14 protein-coding genes and 1 pseudogene are annotated in these 15,421 nt (G+C 64.6%); 6 read left to right on the forward strand and 9 right to left on the reverse strand.

Annotated elements, in window-relative coordinates; genetic code table 11:
- Nucleotides 1-31 precede the first annotated feature (31 nt).
- Nucleotides 32-1,381 carry a sensor histidine kinase gene (locus tag RR42_RS29260; protein WP_043355126.1) on the forward strand — a complete coding sequence of 450 codons (1,350 nt, stop codon included), beginning with the start codon at nt 32-34 and terminating at the stop codon, nt 1,379-1,381.
- A 7-nt stretch (nt 1,382-1,388) separates the two neighbouring features.
- On the opposite strand, the gene cqsA is transcribed toward RR42_RS29260, so the two are convergent.
- Nucleotides 1,389-2,717 carry an alpha-hydroxyketone-type quorum-sensing autoinducer synthase gene (cqsA, locus tag RR42_RS29265; protein ID WP_236702226.1) on the reverse strand — a complete coding sequence of 443 codons (1,329 nt, stop codon included), beginning with the start codon at nt 2,715-2,717 and terminating at the stop codon, nt 1,389-1,391.
- A 219-nt stretch (nt 2,718-2,936) separates the two neighbouring features.
- Nucleotides 2,937-3,788, reverse strand: coding sequence for an AraC family transcriptional regulator (locus RR42_RS29270; RefSeq protein ID WP_043355127.1), 852 nt, complete (start codon nt 3,786-3,788; stop codon nt 2,937-2,939).
- Between the two features lie 123 nt (nt 3,789-3,911).
- Here RR42_RS29270 and RR42_RS29275 point away from each other — a divergent pair, with 123 nt between their 5' ends.
- A complete protein-coding gene (locus tag RR42_RS29275) occupies nt 3,912-4,721 on the forward strand; it encodes a sulfite exporter TauE/SafE family protein (RefSeq protein WP_043355129.1) in 810 nt (269 codons plus the stop codon).
- An 89-nt stretch (nt 4,722-4,810) separates the two neighbouring features.
- A complete protein-coding gene (locus RR42_RS29280) occupies nt 4,811-4,990 on the forward strand; it encodes a hypothetical protein (protein ID WP_043355131.1) in 180 nt (59 codons plus the stop codon).
- A 34-nt stretch (nt 4,991-5,024) separates the two neighbouring features.
- Here the strand turns inward: RR42_RS29280 and RR42_RS29285 are convergent, their stop codons facing one another.
- The 7 genes and pseudogenes from RR42_RS29285 to RR42_RS29310 form a co-directional block, all read right to left on the reverse strand.
- On the reverse strand, nt 5,025-5,450 hold the full coding sequence (locus RR42_RS29285) for a hypothetical protein (RefSeq protein WP_043355133.1): 426 nt from the start codon (nt 5,448-5,450) through the stop codon (nt 5,025-5,027).
- Between the two features lie 95 nt (nt 5,451-5,545).
- Nucleotides 5,546-6,517 (reverse strand): sensor domain-containing diguanylate cyclase, encoded by a 972-nt coding sequence (locus RR42_RS29290; RefSeq protein WP_043355135.1) that lies wholly within the window; start codon nt 6,515-6,517, stop codon nt 5,546-5,548.
- A 159-nt stretch (nt 6,518-6,676) separates the two neighbouring features.
- Nucleotides 6,677-7,093: a hypothetical protein gene (locus tag RR42_RS29295; protein WP_043355137.1), complete on the reverse strand. Its 417-nt coding sequence runs from the start codon at nt 7,091-7,093 to the stop codon at nt 6,677-6,679.
- A gap of 198 nt (nt 7,094-7,291) precedes the next feature.
- Nucleotides 7,292-7,570 (reverse strand): NAD(P)-binding domain-containing protein, encoded by a 279-nt coding sequence (locus RR42_RS38940; protein WP_236702227.1) that lies wholly within the window; start codon nt 7,568-7,570, stop codon nt 7,292-7,294.
- A gap of 35 nt (nt 7,571-7,605) precedes the next feature.
- Nucleotides 7,606-7,944: pseudogene (locus RR42_RS29300) on the reverse strand (MFS transporter); the annotation flags it as partial.
- A gap of 49 nt (nt 7,945-7,993) precedes the next feature.
- Nucleotides 7,994-8,800, reverse strand: a complete 807-nt coding sequence (locus RR42_RS29305) for an oxidoreductase (RefSeq protein WP_043358168.1) — start codon at nt 8,798-8,800, stop codon at nt 7,994-7,996.
- 92 nt (nt 8,801-8,892) lie between these two features.
- Nucleotides 8,893-10,353: an efflux transporter outer membrane subunit gene (locus RR42_RS29310; RefSeq protein ID WP_043355144.1), complete on the reverse strand. Its 1,461-nt coding sequence runs from the start codon at nt 10,351-10,353 to the stop codon at nt 8,893-8,895.
- An 87-nt stretch (nt 10,354-10,440) separates the two neighbouring features.
- Between RR42_RS29310 and RR42_RS29315 the strand changes: the two genes are divergently transcribed.
- The 3 genes from RR42_RS29315 to RR42_RS29325 all read left to right on the forward strand — a co-directional run bounded on the left by RR42_RS29315 (nt 10,441) and on the right by RR42_RS29325 (nt 15,376).
- Nucleotides 10,441-11,055, forward strand: coding sequence for a TetR/AcrR family transcriptional regulator (locus tag RR42_RS29315; RefSeq protein ID WP_043358169.1), 615 nt, complete (start codon nt 10,441-10,443; stop codon nt 11,053-11,055).
- Between the two features lie 86 nt (nt 11,056-11,141).
- Entirely contained in the window at nt 11,142-12,257 is a 1,116-nt protein-coding gene (locus RR42_RS29320; RefSeq protein WP_043355146.1) for an efflux RND transporter periplasmic adaptor subunit, read from the forward strand.
- On the forward strand, nt 12,254-15,376 hold the full coding sequence (locus RR42_RS29325) for an efflux RND transporter permease subunit (protein WP_043355149.1): 3,123 nt from the start codon (nt 12,254-12,256) through the stop codon (nt 15,374-15,376). The genes RR42_RS29320 and RR42_RS29325 overlap by 4 nt, the downstream gene beginning before the upstream one ends.
- Nucleotides 15,377-15,421 lie beyond the last annotated feature (45 nt).

Here is a 15,421-nt window from a genome sequence, read left to right on the forward strand (position 1 = left end):
TGCCACCATCAGCCCTCAGCCGGTTCTCAACATGCTTGCCCAGATTCAACGCAGTTGCGGTGAAAGCGCGATGCGCCTGCGCCGGGTGCTTGCCAGGGAAGTCCATCTCGACATCCGCCAGCCGGCCCAGGTCAAGCGCATCCGCCTGCTGGGGTGGCTCGCCTTTACGGGCTACCCGGCGTTCTACCTGATCTGGAAATTCTGGTTTCCCCAGCCTTACGAGAGCCTGGCCCTGCGGCTGGTGGCCATGGTCATGTGCCTGCCGCTGATCGTCTCGCGCGATCTGCGTGACAAAAAATGGCTTCCTGTGCATTTTTTGGCGACCCTGACGTACAGCCTGTCGTTTTTCTTCGTCTACATGTATTTGATGAATCACGGCAACCTGGTGTGGTCCCAGTCGCTAGTGATCGCCGTCATCATCCTGTTCAACTTCAGCGGCTGGCTGGGTGGCGCCACCTCCCTTGTGGTGGGGACGGCCCTGGCGTGGCTGGTCTACAACTACGTGACGCCGCCGCCGGCCGCGATGCTGGAGGTGAACTGGCCGATGGAGTTGCCGATCATCGGTTTCACCATCTGCACCATTGCCGTGCTGAAGATCGACCAGCGCATCCTGATCCAGGAAAAGCTGGACGGCATGGCGATTGCGCTGGGCACGGTGGCCCATGAGTTGCGCACGCCGATCCGCAGCATCGGCTCCACGGCGCTCGGCATGGGCCGGTATCTGCCGGGCCTGATCCGTTTCTATGAGGAAAACGAGACGCCGGAGAACTCACTGCACCTGCCGCGAGCCCATTTTGGCCTGCTCAAGGATGCGCTGCCGCGGATCCAGCTGGAGGTCGACCGCATGAACCACGGCATCGACGTGCTGCTGGTCAATGCGCGCGCCAAGGCCCTGCACGGGCCCAGCGAGGTTTTCCTGCTCGGCCAGGCCGTGGAGGAAGCGATTTCCCGCTACCCCTTCGAAGCCAGCCAGCGGGAACTGGTGCGCGTGGATCTGGAAGAGGATTTCCTGGTCCACGCGGACCAGAAGCTGATGGTCATGGTGCTGTTCAACCTGATCAAGAACGCGCTGCACGCGCTGGCGCGGGCAGGGCACGGCGATATCCGGCTTCGGCTGGAGCGCGGCACCCGGCGCAACCGGCTGATCTTTCGCGATACCGGCACCGGCGTGCCGGAGCGCGAGCTGCCGTCCATCTTCAAGCGTTTCCACACCTACCCGCGCAACGAGGGAACCGGCATCGGCCTGGCCTTTTGCCGAGAGACGCTCGAGGCCTGGGACGGGCGCATCCATTGCAGCTCGGTTGAACACGAGTACACGGAGTTCGTCCTCGAGTTCCCGCTTGCCAAGCCGCACCCGGAGGGCGACAGCCCGGCAAGCTGAGCCGGCATCAGGCCGTGCCGTGCAGCGCTTCGAGGCTGGCTTGCAGCGTGGTCTGCATGGCCATCGGCGGGCGCGCCACCGGCGTGCGCGGCTTGCGCTGCGTGGAACGCCAGCCGGCCAGGTTCACCTCATCGCGGATTTCCGCGCAGACCTGGATCAGGCGCTCGATTTCCACGGCGGTGAGATGGGCATGCATGGTCAGCCGCATCAGCGCGCGGTCCCGCGCGGTGGCCGGCGCGCAGAACACGGCACCAAAGATCCCGCGTGACTGCAAGGCATTGCGCAGCACCAGCGTCTGCTCCTCGGTGCCAGACTCCAGCGCGATGATCTGCTCGGATCCCGCCGAGACGTTGTAGCCCAGCCCGGACAGCGCTTCGCGCACCTGAGCCGATACTGCATGCAATTGCCTGCGGCGATCGTTCGCCCCGACGATGAAATCCGCTGCGGCGTCGAACCAGGCCAGTTCGTGGCTGAGCAGCCCTGAGCTGAAAATGGCCGGGCGCGATTCCGCGGCGAAGTACCCCTTGAACGACGACGGGCACGTCACCAGCCCCGCGCGGCCGCCAAACGCCTTGGCCAGGCTGGCCGTCTGGAAGTGGACCCGCTTCGACAGTCCGAGCTGCGCCACCAGGCCTGCGCCGCCGGGGCCATGCGTGCCGAGAGAATGTGACTCATCCACTACGATCACACTACCGGTACGCTCCGCGACTTCCACGAAATCGGTCAGCGGGCACAGGCTGCCGTTGGTGCTGTAGACAGAATCCACCACGATGATGCCGGGGCCCTCCTTGCGGATCTGGCGCTCGGCGTGCTCCGCGTCGTTGTGCATGAACGGCACGGCGCGGGCGCGCGCCGCGTGGGCGCCTTCCCATAGCGACATATGGGCCAGCATGTCCAGGTAGACCGGCGTGCGCTCGTTGGCGATGCTCTGCAGCAGGCCCACATTGGCCACCCAGCCCGACTGGCAGAGGATGCTGTCCTCGGCGCCGCTGAACTGCGCCAGCTTGCGCTCCAGCCGGGCGGTGGGGTTGTCGCCATACTGGAACACGGCCGACATCAGCAACTCGCTCTCCGGCCCGCGCATGGCGGCCGTCTGCGCGCGCACCAGCTTGTCTTCGCCGAGCAGGCAAAGATAGTCGTTGCTGGAGAAATGCACGGCGTCGGGCCCGGGTTGCCGGCCGTGCAGCAAGTGGCTGCCGCCCCAGCGCTTCTGTACGCGTTCCACCTCGTGGCCCGCCACCCGCGTGGTGACAAAATCCGGCCAGGCAGCCACCGTGGCGGCGGCCTGGTGCGACGTACGGCTAGCTTGCAGGCAACCCGAATCCATATTGCTCATTACAACCCCCTTGAAGTACTCCGACTAAAGAAAATGGCCGAAACGGCCGATGAAGGTCGAGGCAACACAGGCGCTTCCCGCGTCCTTTGTTTGCAATATAGGTTCCGGGGCGGAATGGCAGCCTGCCGTATGTCTGATGTTGCGTCGACAAGCTATTCTGACGCGTGTCCGGGAATTCGCCTCGTTCCTTGGCAGATAAATGGCGCGGCGACGCCACGCCTAGCGGCGGGCCAAGGCGTCGGCGGGCAAGCCGGCAGGCGGCAATGCGGCGGCCAGCGGCTCGCCGGCAGCGCGCGGGCTGGCCATGCCTTGGTGCAAATATTCTGTGGGGGCGTGGCCTAGCACGCGGCGGAACATGGTCGAGAAGGCCGCCGGGCTGTCGTAGCCGAAATCCAGGGCAATGCGCGTGACGGCGTCGCCGGCGGCCAGCCGCGACAAGGCCAGGACCACGCAGGCGCGCTGGCGCCATGCCGAGAACGCCATGCCGGTCTGCTCGCGGAAAAACCGGCTGAAGGTCCGGCTGCTCATATGCAGCGACAGGGCCCAGCGTTGCGGCGAATCATGCGTGTCGGGGTGCCGGACAAAGGCGTGGCAAAGCGGCGCGAGCCGCGCATCGCGCGGCAGCGGAATATGCAAGGGCAGCGCCGTCATGCCCGCGATCTCATACAGCAGCAGGGCGACCAGCGCGCCGTCCCGGCCATCGGGATCGTAGTGCGCCGGCATCTCCACCGCGCCAATCAGCAACTGCCGCATCAGGGCGGATATCCCCACCACCTGGCACGTATCGCCCGGCCCCGGCACGGCGCCGGGCTCGATATACAGGCTGCGCGTGCTGACGCCCAGCATCGTGACCTCATGCACCATCCCCGGCGGAATCCAGACCGCGCGCTGCGGCGGAACGATCCAGTTGCCATCGCGCGTCGACACATGCATCACACCCGTGGCGCCATAGAGCAGCTGCGCGCGGCGATGGGCATGGCACGGCAGCCGGTAGCCCTTGGGATAGTCGGTGCCGATCGCGACCACGGGCCTGGGCACGTGGTCGTAGTCGTCGATGCGGGCGTTGCGCATGGAAGGAAAGGGCGGCGGACAAGCGCAATGGCCGAAACACAAACATTATTGACCAATCTTCGAAAGTTGGCCATGTCAACCGTACGTATCGTGGGCGGACCTGGAACCCACTCCTCCTTTGCGATGCTCTATCTCCTTTTTGTCCTGTTCGGCTGCCTGACTGGCCTGACTACCGTCTTGTTCGGCTTCGGCGGCGGGTTTGTGGTGGTGCCTTTGCTTTACCGCGCATTGAGCGCCGCCGACGCGCATGGGCCAGGCCAGTCCGCCATGCATATCGCCGTGGCGACCTCAACGGCGGTGATGATCCTGAGCGCCTCGCTCGCCACGCGCAAGCATCGCCTGGCGGGCAACATCCTGTGGCCCTATGTGTGGCCGCTGGCGGGATTCATCGGGTTGGGTGCCATCATGGGCGCCGGCGCCGCCGCGCTGGCGAGCAGCGACGTGATTCGCCTGGCCTTTGTGGCCTACCTTGGCGTCACGCTGCTCGATTGCCTGGCACGGCGCGGATTTCTCGCGCGCGCCGGGCAGTACTCACCGCAGCGCCTCGGGCAGGCACGGACGGTGGCGGGCGGCCTGGCGATCGGCGCGGTCGCCACGTTCCTCGGCGTGGGGGGCAGCGTCATGACCGTGCCCCTGCTGCGCCGCCGCGGGCTGAGCATGGTGCAAGCTACGGCGATGGCGAACCCCTTGAGCCTGCCGGTTGCCGTGCCGGGCACCCTGGCTTACGTGGCCATGGCGTGGTACCAGCCGGTGGCGCTGGGCCGCGGTTACCTGGGGTACATCGACCTCGCCGCGTTCGGCCTGCTATCGATCGGTGCCCTGGCTGGCATCCGCCTTGCCGCCCCGCTGGCCGGGCGCATCCCCGACCGCATGCATGCGCGCGTCTATCTCGGCCTGCTGGCCCTGGTGATGGTCAGCATGATGTTCAAGTAAGCGCGAGCCTGGCGTGCAGGGGCGGGATTGGTATCCCGCCCAAGAGCCTTCTAAGATCAAGGCACACCCACCCGTGCGGGGACATCACCATGACCAATCTGAGCAAGCCTGTAACGCCAACGCCCCCCAAGCCGTCCAAAGCCAAGCCATCGCCGGGTAGCAAGGAGGATCACGTGGAGGACGAACTCGACGAAGCCCTGCGGGAAACCTTTCCGGCGAGCGACCCGATTTCGGTGGACCATGGGCGCGTCACCCGCCCGGAAAAATAGACGAAACACCGCGCCGCAGCATCCAGCCGCTCCGCTAGACCAGTTGCCGCAACTGCGCGACGACTTTCATCAGTTGCCCGTGCGCCACGATCACGCCTGATTCGTCCTGCAGCGCTTGCTGGTATCGGTCACGAAACGCCGGGTCGCTGTCTGGCCCAAACAGTTTCTCGGTGGCCGTGGCCACCGCCTTGCAGGTTTCATCGTGATGCTCGGGCGCGTCCAGTTCTTCGTCGATCTCGATGATCAGCCGCGAGAGCGGGTCCAGCCAGCGGAAATAGGTCTCCTCGGTCACAACCTGCACGAACAGCCCGGCCGGGATCGGGCCGTGCAGGCGTTCGTACTCCACGCGATTGAGCGCGATCACTTCCTTGTGCACCTTCAGGAGCGCGGCCCGCAGGGCGCGCAGGCCGCTGCGGCGGTCCTCCTGCTTGGCCAGGAATTGCTCGTGTGGCATAGCCATTCTCCTTTTCTTGTTGGCTCGGTGGGGCTGCTTGTCAGTATAGGCAGGAGGGCGCGCCCGGCGGCGGGCGCGTGGCCTGGCAACAACCCCTAGGGTTAGCGCTGGCTTGCCTTGCGGGATGCCTTGTTGGCATACATGGCCGCGTCGGCCTCGGCCAGCAGCGCGGCGGTGCCATCGTGGCGCGCCGCGTCGAACTCGACGGAGCCGACGCTGAACGCGATCTCATAGCCTCGCGCGGCCTGCTCGTTGATCGCATCCATGGCCATCTTCAAGCGCGCCAGCGTGGCCTGGCACAGCGCGGCGTCGGTGCTGGTCAGCAGCGCCACGAACTCATCGCCGCCCAGGCGGCCGATCACATCGCAGTCACGCAGCGACTGGCGCAACTGCGAGGCAAAGACCGACAGGGCGCGGTCGCCCTCGGCATGGCCGAAGCGGTCGTTGATGCCTTTGAAACCATCCAGGTCGAAGAACAGCAGCGTGGCGGGCTTGTCCAGCCGCTTGCACACATTGAGCGCGTGTTGCGCCAGCGCCGAGAAGCCGCGGCGATTGGACAACAGCGTCAGCTCGTCCATGGTGGCCAGTTGCAGCGCGGCCAACTCCTGCTCGGCCATGTGAGCCAGGTCGCGCAACAAGGCGCGGTCCTCCTCGCCAAACTCGCGGGGCTGCACATCGATCAGGCACAGCGTACCCAGCTTGCTGCCGTTGGCCACCGATAAAGGACAGCCCGCATAAAAGCGGATGCCGGGCTCGTCGACCACCAGCGGGTTGTCGTGAAAGCGTTCGTCGAGCAGCGCGTCGGGCACCATCAGGATGCCGTCGTCGAGGATCGCGTGCCCGCAGAACGAGATCTCGCGAGAAGACTCGGTGGAAGACAAGCCAATGCAGGACTTGAACCACTGGCGGTTAGCGTCCACCAGGCTGACCAGCGCGATGGGCACGCCAAACAAGCGCCGCGCCAGCCGGGTCAGGCGGTCGAAGCGCTCTTCCGCCGAGGTGTCGAGGATATTCAGGGCGCGCAGCGTATCCAGCCGAAGCTGTTCGTTGGCGGGGATCGGAGGCGGCGTCATAGGGGTTCAGCTACTGGCAGGGGATAGTGTGCGGCGTCACGCTCGCGGGCTGCGACATGCACGCGCACCGCCTGCATATCGGCATGCCCGGCGCGGATTGTAATGGCTTGCGGGATTCAAACAGGGATTCAAACGTGCATTCGAACAATGTCCCAGGCCTCAGCAGCGCAGCCGCGCCTGCTGGTCGCGCAGGTTGCGGTAGCGCCGGCGGTAGTCCTCCTGCTCCGGCAGCCGGGCCAGGCGGCGCGCACTGTAGTCGGACTCCAGCAGCCGCATCTGGTTGGCCAGCCAGTAACACTGGTTGACCTCGGTGCGGGTGGCCTCGTTTTGCTCGCGCATCAGCCGCGCCTGGTATTCGCGCTCCTCCGCCTCGCGCTTTTTCAGGAACTGCTGGTTGGCCGCGTCGGTAGCCGGCTCGGGGCTGATACGGGAGAGATTGCCGCCCAGCGCCGCGCCCTGCCAGCCGGCCGGGCAGGGCGCGTCGGTGTAGAGCGTTTTGTTGCCGCTTACGCATTTGCCCGCGTGGGCCAGGCCCATGCAGCAGGCAAGCGCAAGCAGGACAAGCCAGTGCCGCATGGCAGTCTCCCGTTGGCACCGCCGGTGGCGGCCGCCGTGATTGTCGATCTGGTATCTGGTGGGCATGTGCGCAACCCGGCCCATATTCTTGTCCGCCCCAGGGCGGCTTGTCCAGTACAACAACCAGCGGGAACATCAAGGCCGACCACCTCGCAATCCGCAGACCCATTGCGCCCATGCGCACCGTCGTGACGGTACTTACCCGACAACGGAATTCACCCTACGGTTCATAGCCACGACATCGGCATGGCTGGCATTCGGCCCCAACTTTGCGAAGTGCTCTGGCAATTGGTCCCGCTTCATGGTGGCAACGCCAGGGATTGCCGCAGCGAGCGGCTCGCGCATTGCCGGCAGAGGAATGGCCAGGACGACGACGTCGGCGCCAGTGATGGCTCCGTGTACATCCCTTGGTTCTGCTCCGATCTCGCGGGCAAACGCGCGCACACCTTCAATAGCGCTCGAATTTGCGACGCGCACGTCGTGTCCTGCCGCACTGAGCTTGCGGGTTAGCGTGCCGCCGATGTTGCCGGTTCCAATGCAACACCGGCCAGAAACATCTTCTTGCGCCCATGCTTGTCCGCCAATCCGCCCGAGGGAATGCGCGTTGCCGCGTAGGTGACGGTGCAGGCATTGAGCACCCAGGAAAGGTCCGCCGCAGTGGCTTGAGGAAACCCCGCGCGTAAGGCACTGAAGGCGGCGGACAGCATCGTGCCGTCCATCGAAACAAGGAACACCGCCACGCTGGCGACCCAGAACGCTGGCCAAGGTGGTGCGGTGTTGATCTGTGCATTGGGCGAAGCCGGAGCCATCGCGGCAGCACCCCCGGTTGCTGAGCTGTCTGGATGCGTCATGAGGCTCTTCCGATGATGTGTGCGCCGGACCTGTTTCTGGCAACGCGCTTCAGGAGAGTCCGAACGTCTTGCGCAGACTCGCATCGACCGGCCCTGCCGGCATGAAACGGCGCAGCTTGCTCAGAAGGGAGGCCTCGCCTTTGGGGGTACGGCGCATCTTCCACGCACCCAGGGCGGCATCGACGACCGTGCTCGCGACGCCGTCGGGTTCCGCTGCCTTTTGGACACTTTTCTGAATCGCTTGCGAAACGACGCTGCGCTCGTTGTCGTAGGCAGATACCTTGGAAGCCGCGTGGGGGGCATTGGTATCCAGGCTGGTCTTGGTGAATGAAGGTTCGACAAGCACCACACGGACGCCGAATTTGCGCACCTCATGGTCCAGCGTTTCTGACATCCCCTCCACGGCGTGCTTGGACGCCGAATAGAGCCCCATGTACGGCGCCGGCAGAAAGCCGAGCACCGAGCTGATGTTGATGATTCTTCCCGAACGTTGCGCACGCATGTGCGGCAATACGGCTCGCGTGGTGCGCAGGATGCCAAACACGTTGGTGTCGAACAGCGCCTGCGCTTCGGCAATCGATGTTTCTTCAGTCGCGCCGAGCAGCCCCACGCCGGCATTGTTGACAAGTACATCGACGCGCTTGGCCTTCGCGAGAATGGCCTGGATCCCCTGCTGAACCGAGGCTTCATCGCGGATATCCATCTCGACCAGTTCAACGCCCGGCATCGGCTGCGCTTTTGCGAGGTGACGCACGGTGCCGAATACCCGGCAGCCCCGCAGGGCAAACCTTGCGGCGGTTGCACGGCCAATGCCCGAAGACACGCCTGTGATGACGACAACTTTGGAATTCGACATGGCAGTTTCTTTCTGTATGAGTGGGTTGGTGCTGCGGTAAATCGGTTGTTGCGATGCGCCGCGCTGGATGTGCCGCCTCATTCACGGGGTGACTATTTGCTTGCAACGGCGGTCGATTCGTCCGGCTGCCAGCCGCCGCCCAGCGCTTTGAATGCCGCGACGGCAGCGCGCGCAGATTCCGTTTGCGCCTGGGCGCGCGCGTCTGACGCTCGCAACAGGCTTTCATCGGCTTGCAGGACTTCGATCAGGCTGACGACGCCTTTCTGGTAGGCGGCAAACGAAGCGTTTCGGGCGCGGCCGAGTGAATCCACGCCTTGCGTGAGCATGGCCGTTTGTTCCTCGCGCTTCACCAGGGCAGAGAAGGCGTCTTCCACGTCTTGCGTGGCGCGCAGCACGGCGAGCCGGTATGCGGCGAGCATCTCGGCCTCTTGCCCCTTGGCTTGATCGATTTGCGCGTTGATACGGCCGAAGTCGAACAGGCGCCAGCGCAGACCGAGCACGCCCGCAAACTGACTGGCACCGCTGCCGAACAGGCTTCCGGCGCCTACCGATGTGGCGCTGCCGAGCAGTCCGCTGAGGGAGAACTTCGGGTAGTACTCCGCAATGGCGACACCGATGCGCGCGTTGGAGGCCGCAAGGCGACGCTCGGCGACGATGAGGTCGGGGCGGCGCCTCAGCAATTCGCCAGGCGATCCGCTGATCGCAATCTGCGGAGCGGCCGGGATGTCTGCGCCTTGCGCCAGTTCGGTCCGGCGCGTACCCGGCAGCGAGCCGAGCATCACGTCCAGCGCGTTCATCGCCGCGTCGAGGCCCGCCTCAAGCTGTGGGATGGACGCGCGAACCTGAGCGAGTGCGCCTTCGGCCTGCCGGACTTGGAGCTCAGCCGCCAGCCCTTTGCCGTAGAGCAGGTTGACGGTGGAGAGTAATTCCTCTTGCGTCTGCACCTGGTGACGGGCCACCTTCAGGCGCGTCTGCAAGCCACGCACGGCGATGTAGATGTCAGCGGTCTGAGCAGCCACGGCCAGCCGCGTGGCGACTGCGCCCGCCTGGGAGGCCTGGTAGTCGGCCAGTGCTGCCTCGCGGCCACGGCGAAGACCGCCGAATACGTCCAACTCCCAGCTCGCGTTGACATCGGCCTCGAAAGCGTTGCCGTAGCGGTCAAAGTCGGGCCTCGAATTCAAGACTCTGCCCAAGGGCGTTTCGACCGACTGGTATGCGCGGGCGGCCTGGCCTGTGCCATTGCCGGAGGGCAGTAACGCAGCATTGGCGGCGCCAAGGCCTGCGCGCGCCTGGGTAACGCGGGCGAATGCCTGTGCGAGGTCCAGGTTCTGTTCCAACGCGAGTTGCACGAACCGCGTGAGTTGCGGATCGCCAAAGCCAGCCCACCATGCGGACAGATCCGCTGGGGCATTGGCTGCGCGCTGTTCAACGGCGGTCTGGCCCAGGAATCGTTCCGGAACCGGCGCATCGGGCTTCACGTAGTCGGGGCCGACGGCACAGCCCGTTGCCACACTGGCAACGAAGAGGGCCGCAAGGGCGTCTTTTGGCAACATGGCGGTCTTCCATCGGAATTTTTAGTGACTATAGTACAGAATGGTCACGCGTTGTTCAACTATCGCAACTCGCGTAAGCTGGAGCCCATGAAGACCACCCCTTACCCCGTTCCCGCCCGCGGCCCGGCGGACCATGACGTGCGGGACCAGATCGTTGCCGCCGCTACCGAGCACTTCAGCCGCTATGGCTATGAGAAGACCGCCGTTTCCGACCTGGCCAAGGCCATCGGTTTTTCCAAGGCCTATATCTACAAGTTCTTCGAGTCCAAGCAGGCCATTGGCGAGATGATCTGCGCCAACTGCCTGCGCGAGATCGAGGCCGACGTTAGCGCCGCCTTGGCGCAGGCCGATTCACCGCCGGAGAAGCTGCGGCGCATGTTCAAAGCCTCGACGGAAGCCAGCCTGCGGCTGTTTTTCCAGGACCGCAAGCTGTACGAGATTGCGGCTTCGGCGGCGACTGAACGCTGGCAAGCGGTGCTCGCCTACGAAGAGCGCATCCAGAAGCTGCTGCGCGATGTGCTGCAGGAAGGCCGGGAGACCGGAGACTTTGAGCGCAAGACGCCGCTGGACGAAGCCACGATGGCCATCTACCTGGTCATGCGGCCGTACCTCAATCCGTTGCTTTTGCAGCACAGCTTTGACTACACGGAAGGCGCTCCGGCGCTGCTCTCCAGCCTGGTGCTCCGAAGTCTTTCACCCTGACGTGCAGATTTTTTGTTGTGACCATTGACTAAAACGGTCACAAGAACCAGAATGAAAGCCTAGATCATCTCGTCGATGGGGCTGTCATGTTTTGGCGTCGCTTTGTTACCTCTACCGTTATTTGTGCGCTGCCGCTCGCGTTGAGCGCTTGTGGCGAAAAGGCCCCTGCCGATCCGCGCACCGAGGCGCCCTTGGTGCGTGCCGCGTTCGTCCAGCCAGTTGCTTCCGCATCGCGTTCCTTCACGGGGGTGGTCGCTGCCCGGGTGCAGAGCGAGCTCGGGTTCCGCGTGCCCGGCAAGGTACTGGAGCGGCTTGTGGATGCGGGGCAAACCGTCAAGCGCGGGCAGCCGCTCATGCGCATCGACCCTGTCGACCTGAATCTCGCGGCGCATGCACAGCAAGAAGCCGTGAACGCCGCACGGGCACGCGCGCAACAGACGGCGGAAGACGAAGCCCGCTACCGCGATCTGCGCGGAACGGGGGCAATTTCCGCCTCGGCCTATGACCAGGCCAAGGCGGCGGCGGACGCGGCCAAAGCCCAGTTAAGCGCGGCGCAAGCGCAGGCAGACGTCGCGCGTAACGCCAGCCGCTACGCAGAGCTCGTTGCCGATGGCGATGGCGTGGTCATGGAAACGCTGGCCGAGCCAGGCCAGGTCGTCAATGCGGGGCAGGCCGTTGTGCGCCTGGCCCACGCTGGCCGCCGCGAAGCGGTAGTCCAGTTGCCTGAAACGCTGCGGCCGGCAGTTGGGTCTGTCGCACAGGCAATGCTTTTCGGTGGGGAAAGCGCGGGCGTGCCTGCCAGGCTGCGGCAATTGTCAGATGCTGCGGATCGGCTTACCCGCACCTTCGAAGCGCGCTACGTGCTGGATGGCGAACTGGCCAATGCACCGCTGGGCGCCACGGTGACGATCCAGATTCCTGATCGGCTTGCCACTGCGCAAGGCGATCTGCAGGTACCGCTGGGCGCCGTGTTCGATGCAGGCAAGGGCCCCGGCGTGTGGGTCATCCAGGGGGATCCGGCCAAGGTGTCGTGGCGATCCGTCAGCATCGTGCGCCTCGGTGACGAAGGGGCTCGGGTTGCCGGCCAAGTCAAGCAAGGGGACCGGATCGTCGCGCTTGGTGCACAACTGCTGCGAGAGGGACAGCAAGTCCGCGTGGCGGGTCAAGGCGCCAGTACGACCGTCGCGGGGGTGCGCCTGTGAGCCAAGGTCGATTCAACCTATCGGCGCTCGCGGTGCGCGAGCGCGCCATCACCCTGTTCCTGATCGGCCTGATCTCTGTGGCTGGGCTCGTTTCCTTCTTCAAGCTGGGCCGTGCGGAAGACCCGGCGTTTACGGTCAAGGTGATGACCATCATCACCGCGTGGCCCGGCGCGACCGCACAGGAAATGCAGGACCAGGTGGCCGAGAAGATCGAGAAGCGCATGCAGGAACTGCGCTGGTATGACCGCACGGAAACGTACACTCGGCCGGGCCTGGCGTTCACCACGTTGTCCCTGCTTGACAGCACGCCGCCATCCGAAGTCCAGGAGGAGTTCTACCAGGCGCGCAAGAAAGTCAGCGACGAGGTGGCTAACCTTCCGCCCGGCGTGATCGGGCCGATGGTCAACGACGAATATGCGGATGTGACCTTTGCGCTGTTTGCACTCAAGGCGCAGGGCGAGCCGCAACGCGTGCTCGTGCGCGACGCGGAGACACTGCGCCAGCGGTTGCTGCACGTGCCCGGCGTGAAGAAAGTCAACATCATCGGCGAGCAGCCGGAGCGCATCTACGTCGAGTTTTCACATGATCGGCTGGCGACGCTGGGAGTGAGTCCGCAAGACGTGTTTGCGGCGCTCAACGGCCAGAATGCCCTGACGGCTGCCGGCTCGGTAGAAACGAAAGGGCCGCAGGTCTTCATCCGTCTGGACGGCGCGTTCGACCAACTGCAGAAGATTCGCGATACGCCGGTTGTCTCTCAGGGCCGCACGTTGAAGCTGTCGGACATTGCTACGGTCAAGCGCGGCTATGAAGATCCGGCCACGTTCATGGTGCGCAACGGTGGGCAGCCCGCCTTGCTGCTGGGCATCGTCATGCGCGAAGGCTGGAACGGGCTGGACCTTGGCAAGGCGCTGGACAAGGAGGTCGGCGCCATCAACGCTGATATGCCGCTCGGCATGAGCCTGACCAAGGTAACGGACCAGGCGGTCAACATCAGCGCTGCCGTCGATGAGTTCATGCTCAAGTTCTTCGCTGCGCTTGTGGTGGTCATGCTGGTGAGCTTCGTCAGCATGGGCTGGCGCGCGGGCCTGGTGGTGGCCGCGGCCGTGCCGTTGACCCTGGCCGTGGTGTTCGTGGTGATGGTCGCGACAGGCAAGAACTTCGATCGCATCACCCTCGGCTCTTTGATTCTGGCGCTAGGCCTGCTGGTGGACGACGCGATCATCGCCATCGAAATGATGGTGGTGAAGATGGAAGAGGGCTATAGCCGCGTGGCCGCTTCGGCCTATGCGTGGAGCCACACCGCCGCGCCCATGCTGTCGGGCACGCTGGTGACCGCCGTCGGCTTCATGCCCAACGGCTTTGCCCGTTCTTCCGCGGGTGAATACACCAGCAATATGTTCTGGATCGTGGGCATTGCGTTGATTGCGTCCTGGGTGGTCGCGGTGGTGTTCACGCCTTACCTGGGCGTGAAGATGCTGCCCGACTTCAAAAAGGTCGAAGGCGGCCACGATGCGATTTACGACACCCCGCGCTACAACCGCTTCCGTGCGCTGCTCGGGTATGTGATTGCGCGCAAATGGCTGGTCGCGGGTTCGGTCGTCGGGCTCTTCGTCTTGGCCATCCTTGGCATGGCGGTGGTCAAGAAACAGTTCTTTCCGATCTCGGATCGACCCGAAGTGCTGGTCGAAGTGCAGATGCCCTATGGCACGTCGATCAACCAGACCAGCGCCGCCACGGCGAAGCTCGAAGCGTGGCTGGCCAAACAGAAGGAAGCCAGGATCGTGACGGCTTATGTTGGCCAGGGTGCGCCGCGCTTCTATTTCGCGATGGGGCCGGAACTGCCAGATCCGTCGTTCGCCAAGATCGTAGTGCGCACCGATAGCCAGGAAGAGCGCGACGCGTTGAAGCAGCGCCTGCGCCAGGCCGTTGCCGACGGTCTTGCCCCCGAGGCGCGCGTACGGGTCACCCAGCTCGTGTTCGGTCCGTATTCGCCGTTCCCGGTGGCCTACCGCGTGACCGGCCCGGATGCGCAGACGTTGCGCCGCATCGCGGCCGATGTCCGGCAAGTCATGGACGCGAGCCCGATGATGCGCACGGTCAACACCGACTGGGGGATGCGCGTGCCCACGCTGCACTTCACCTTGGAGCAGGACCGCTTGCAGGCCGTGGGGCTGACCTCCAGCGCGGTCGCGCAACAACTGCAATTCCTGCTTAACGGCATTCCGGTGACGGCCGTGCGCGAGGACATCCGCACCGTGCAGGTGACCGCGCGCTCGGCCGGCGACATCCGGCTGGATCCGGCCAGGATTGGCGACTTCACGCTGGCTGGCGCCAACGGGCAGCGCATCCCGCTCTCGCAGGTGGGCAAGATCGATGTGCGCATGGAGGAGCCCATCATCCGCCGGCGCGATCGCATGCCGACCATTACGGTCCGGGGCGATATTGCCGATGGACTGCAACCGCCCGACGTATCGACAGCCATCAGCAAGCAGCTTGCGCCGATCATCGAGAAACTGCCCAGCGGATACCGCATTGAACAAGCGGGTTCGATCGAGGAATCGGGCAAGGCGACGAAGGCCATGCTGCCGCTGTTCCCGATCATGCTGGCGGTTACCCTGCTGATTCTCATCTTCCAGGTGCGGTCCATCGCGGCGATGGTCATGGTGTTCCTGACCAGCCCCCTCGGCCTGATTGGCGTGGTGCCGATGCTGATTCTGTTCGGGCAGCCGTTTGGCATCAACGCGCTGGTCGGCCTGATTGCGCTGTCGGGCATCTTGATGCGCAACACGCTGATCCTGATCGGGCAGATTCAGCACAACAAAGAGGAAGGGTTGGACCCGTTCAGGGCCGTCGTGGAAGCCACCGTCCAGCGTGCGCGGCCGGTGATTCTGACTGCGTTGGCCGCCATCCTGGCCTTTATTCCGCTCACCCATTCGGTGTTCTGGGGGGCACTCGCTTACACGCTCATCGGCGGGACATTTGCCGGGACGATTTTGACCCTGGTATTCCTGCCGGCCATGTACTCCATCTGGTTCAAGATCCGGCCCGGCAATGCGGCCAACGCCCAGCAGGATCGGCATGAGCAAGCACAGCCAGCCGGACAACTGGTGCCGGAGTAATGCCGACTGGCAAGGGCATGCGCTCGCCGCATTGCCCTTGATTTT

This window comes from Cupriavidus basilensis (assembly GCF_000832305.1).
Lineage (GTDB): Bacteria > Pseudomonadota > Gammaproteobacteria > Burkholderiales > Burkholderiaceae > Cupriavidus > Cupriavidus basilensis_F.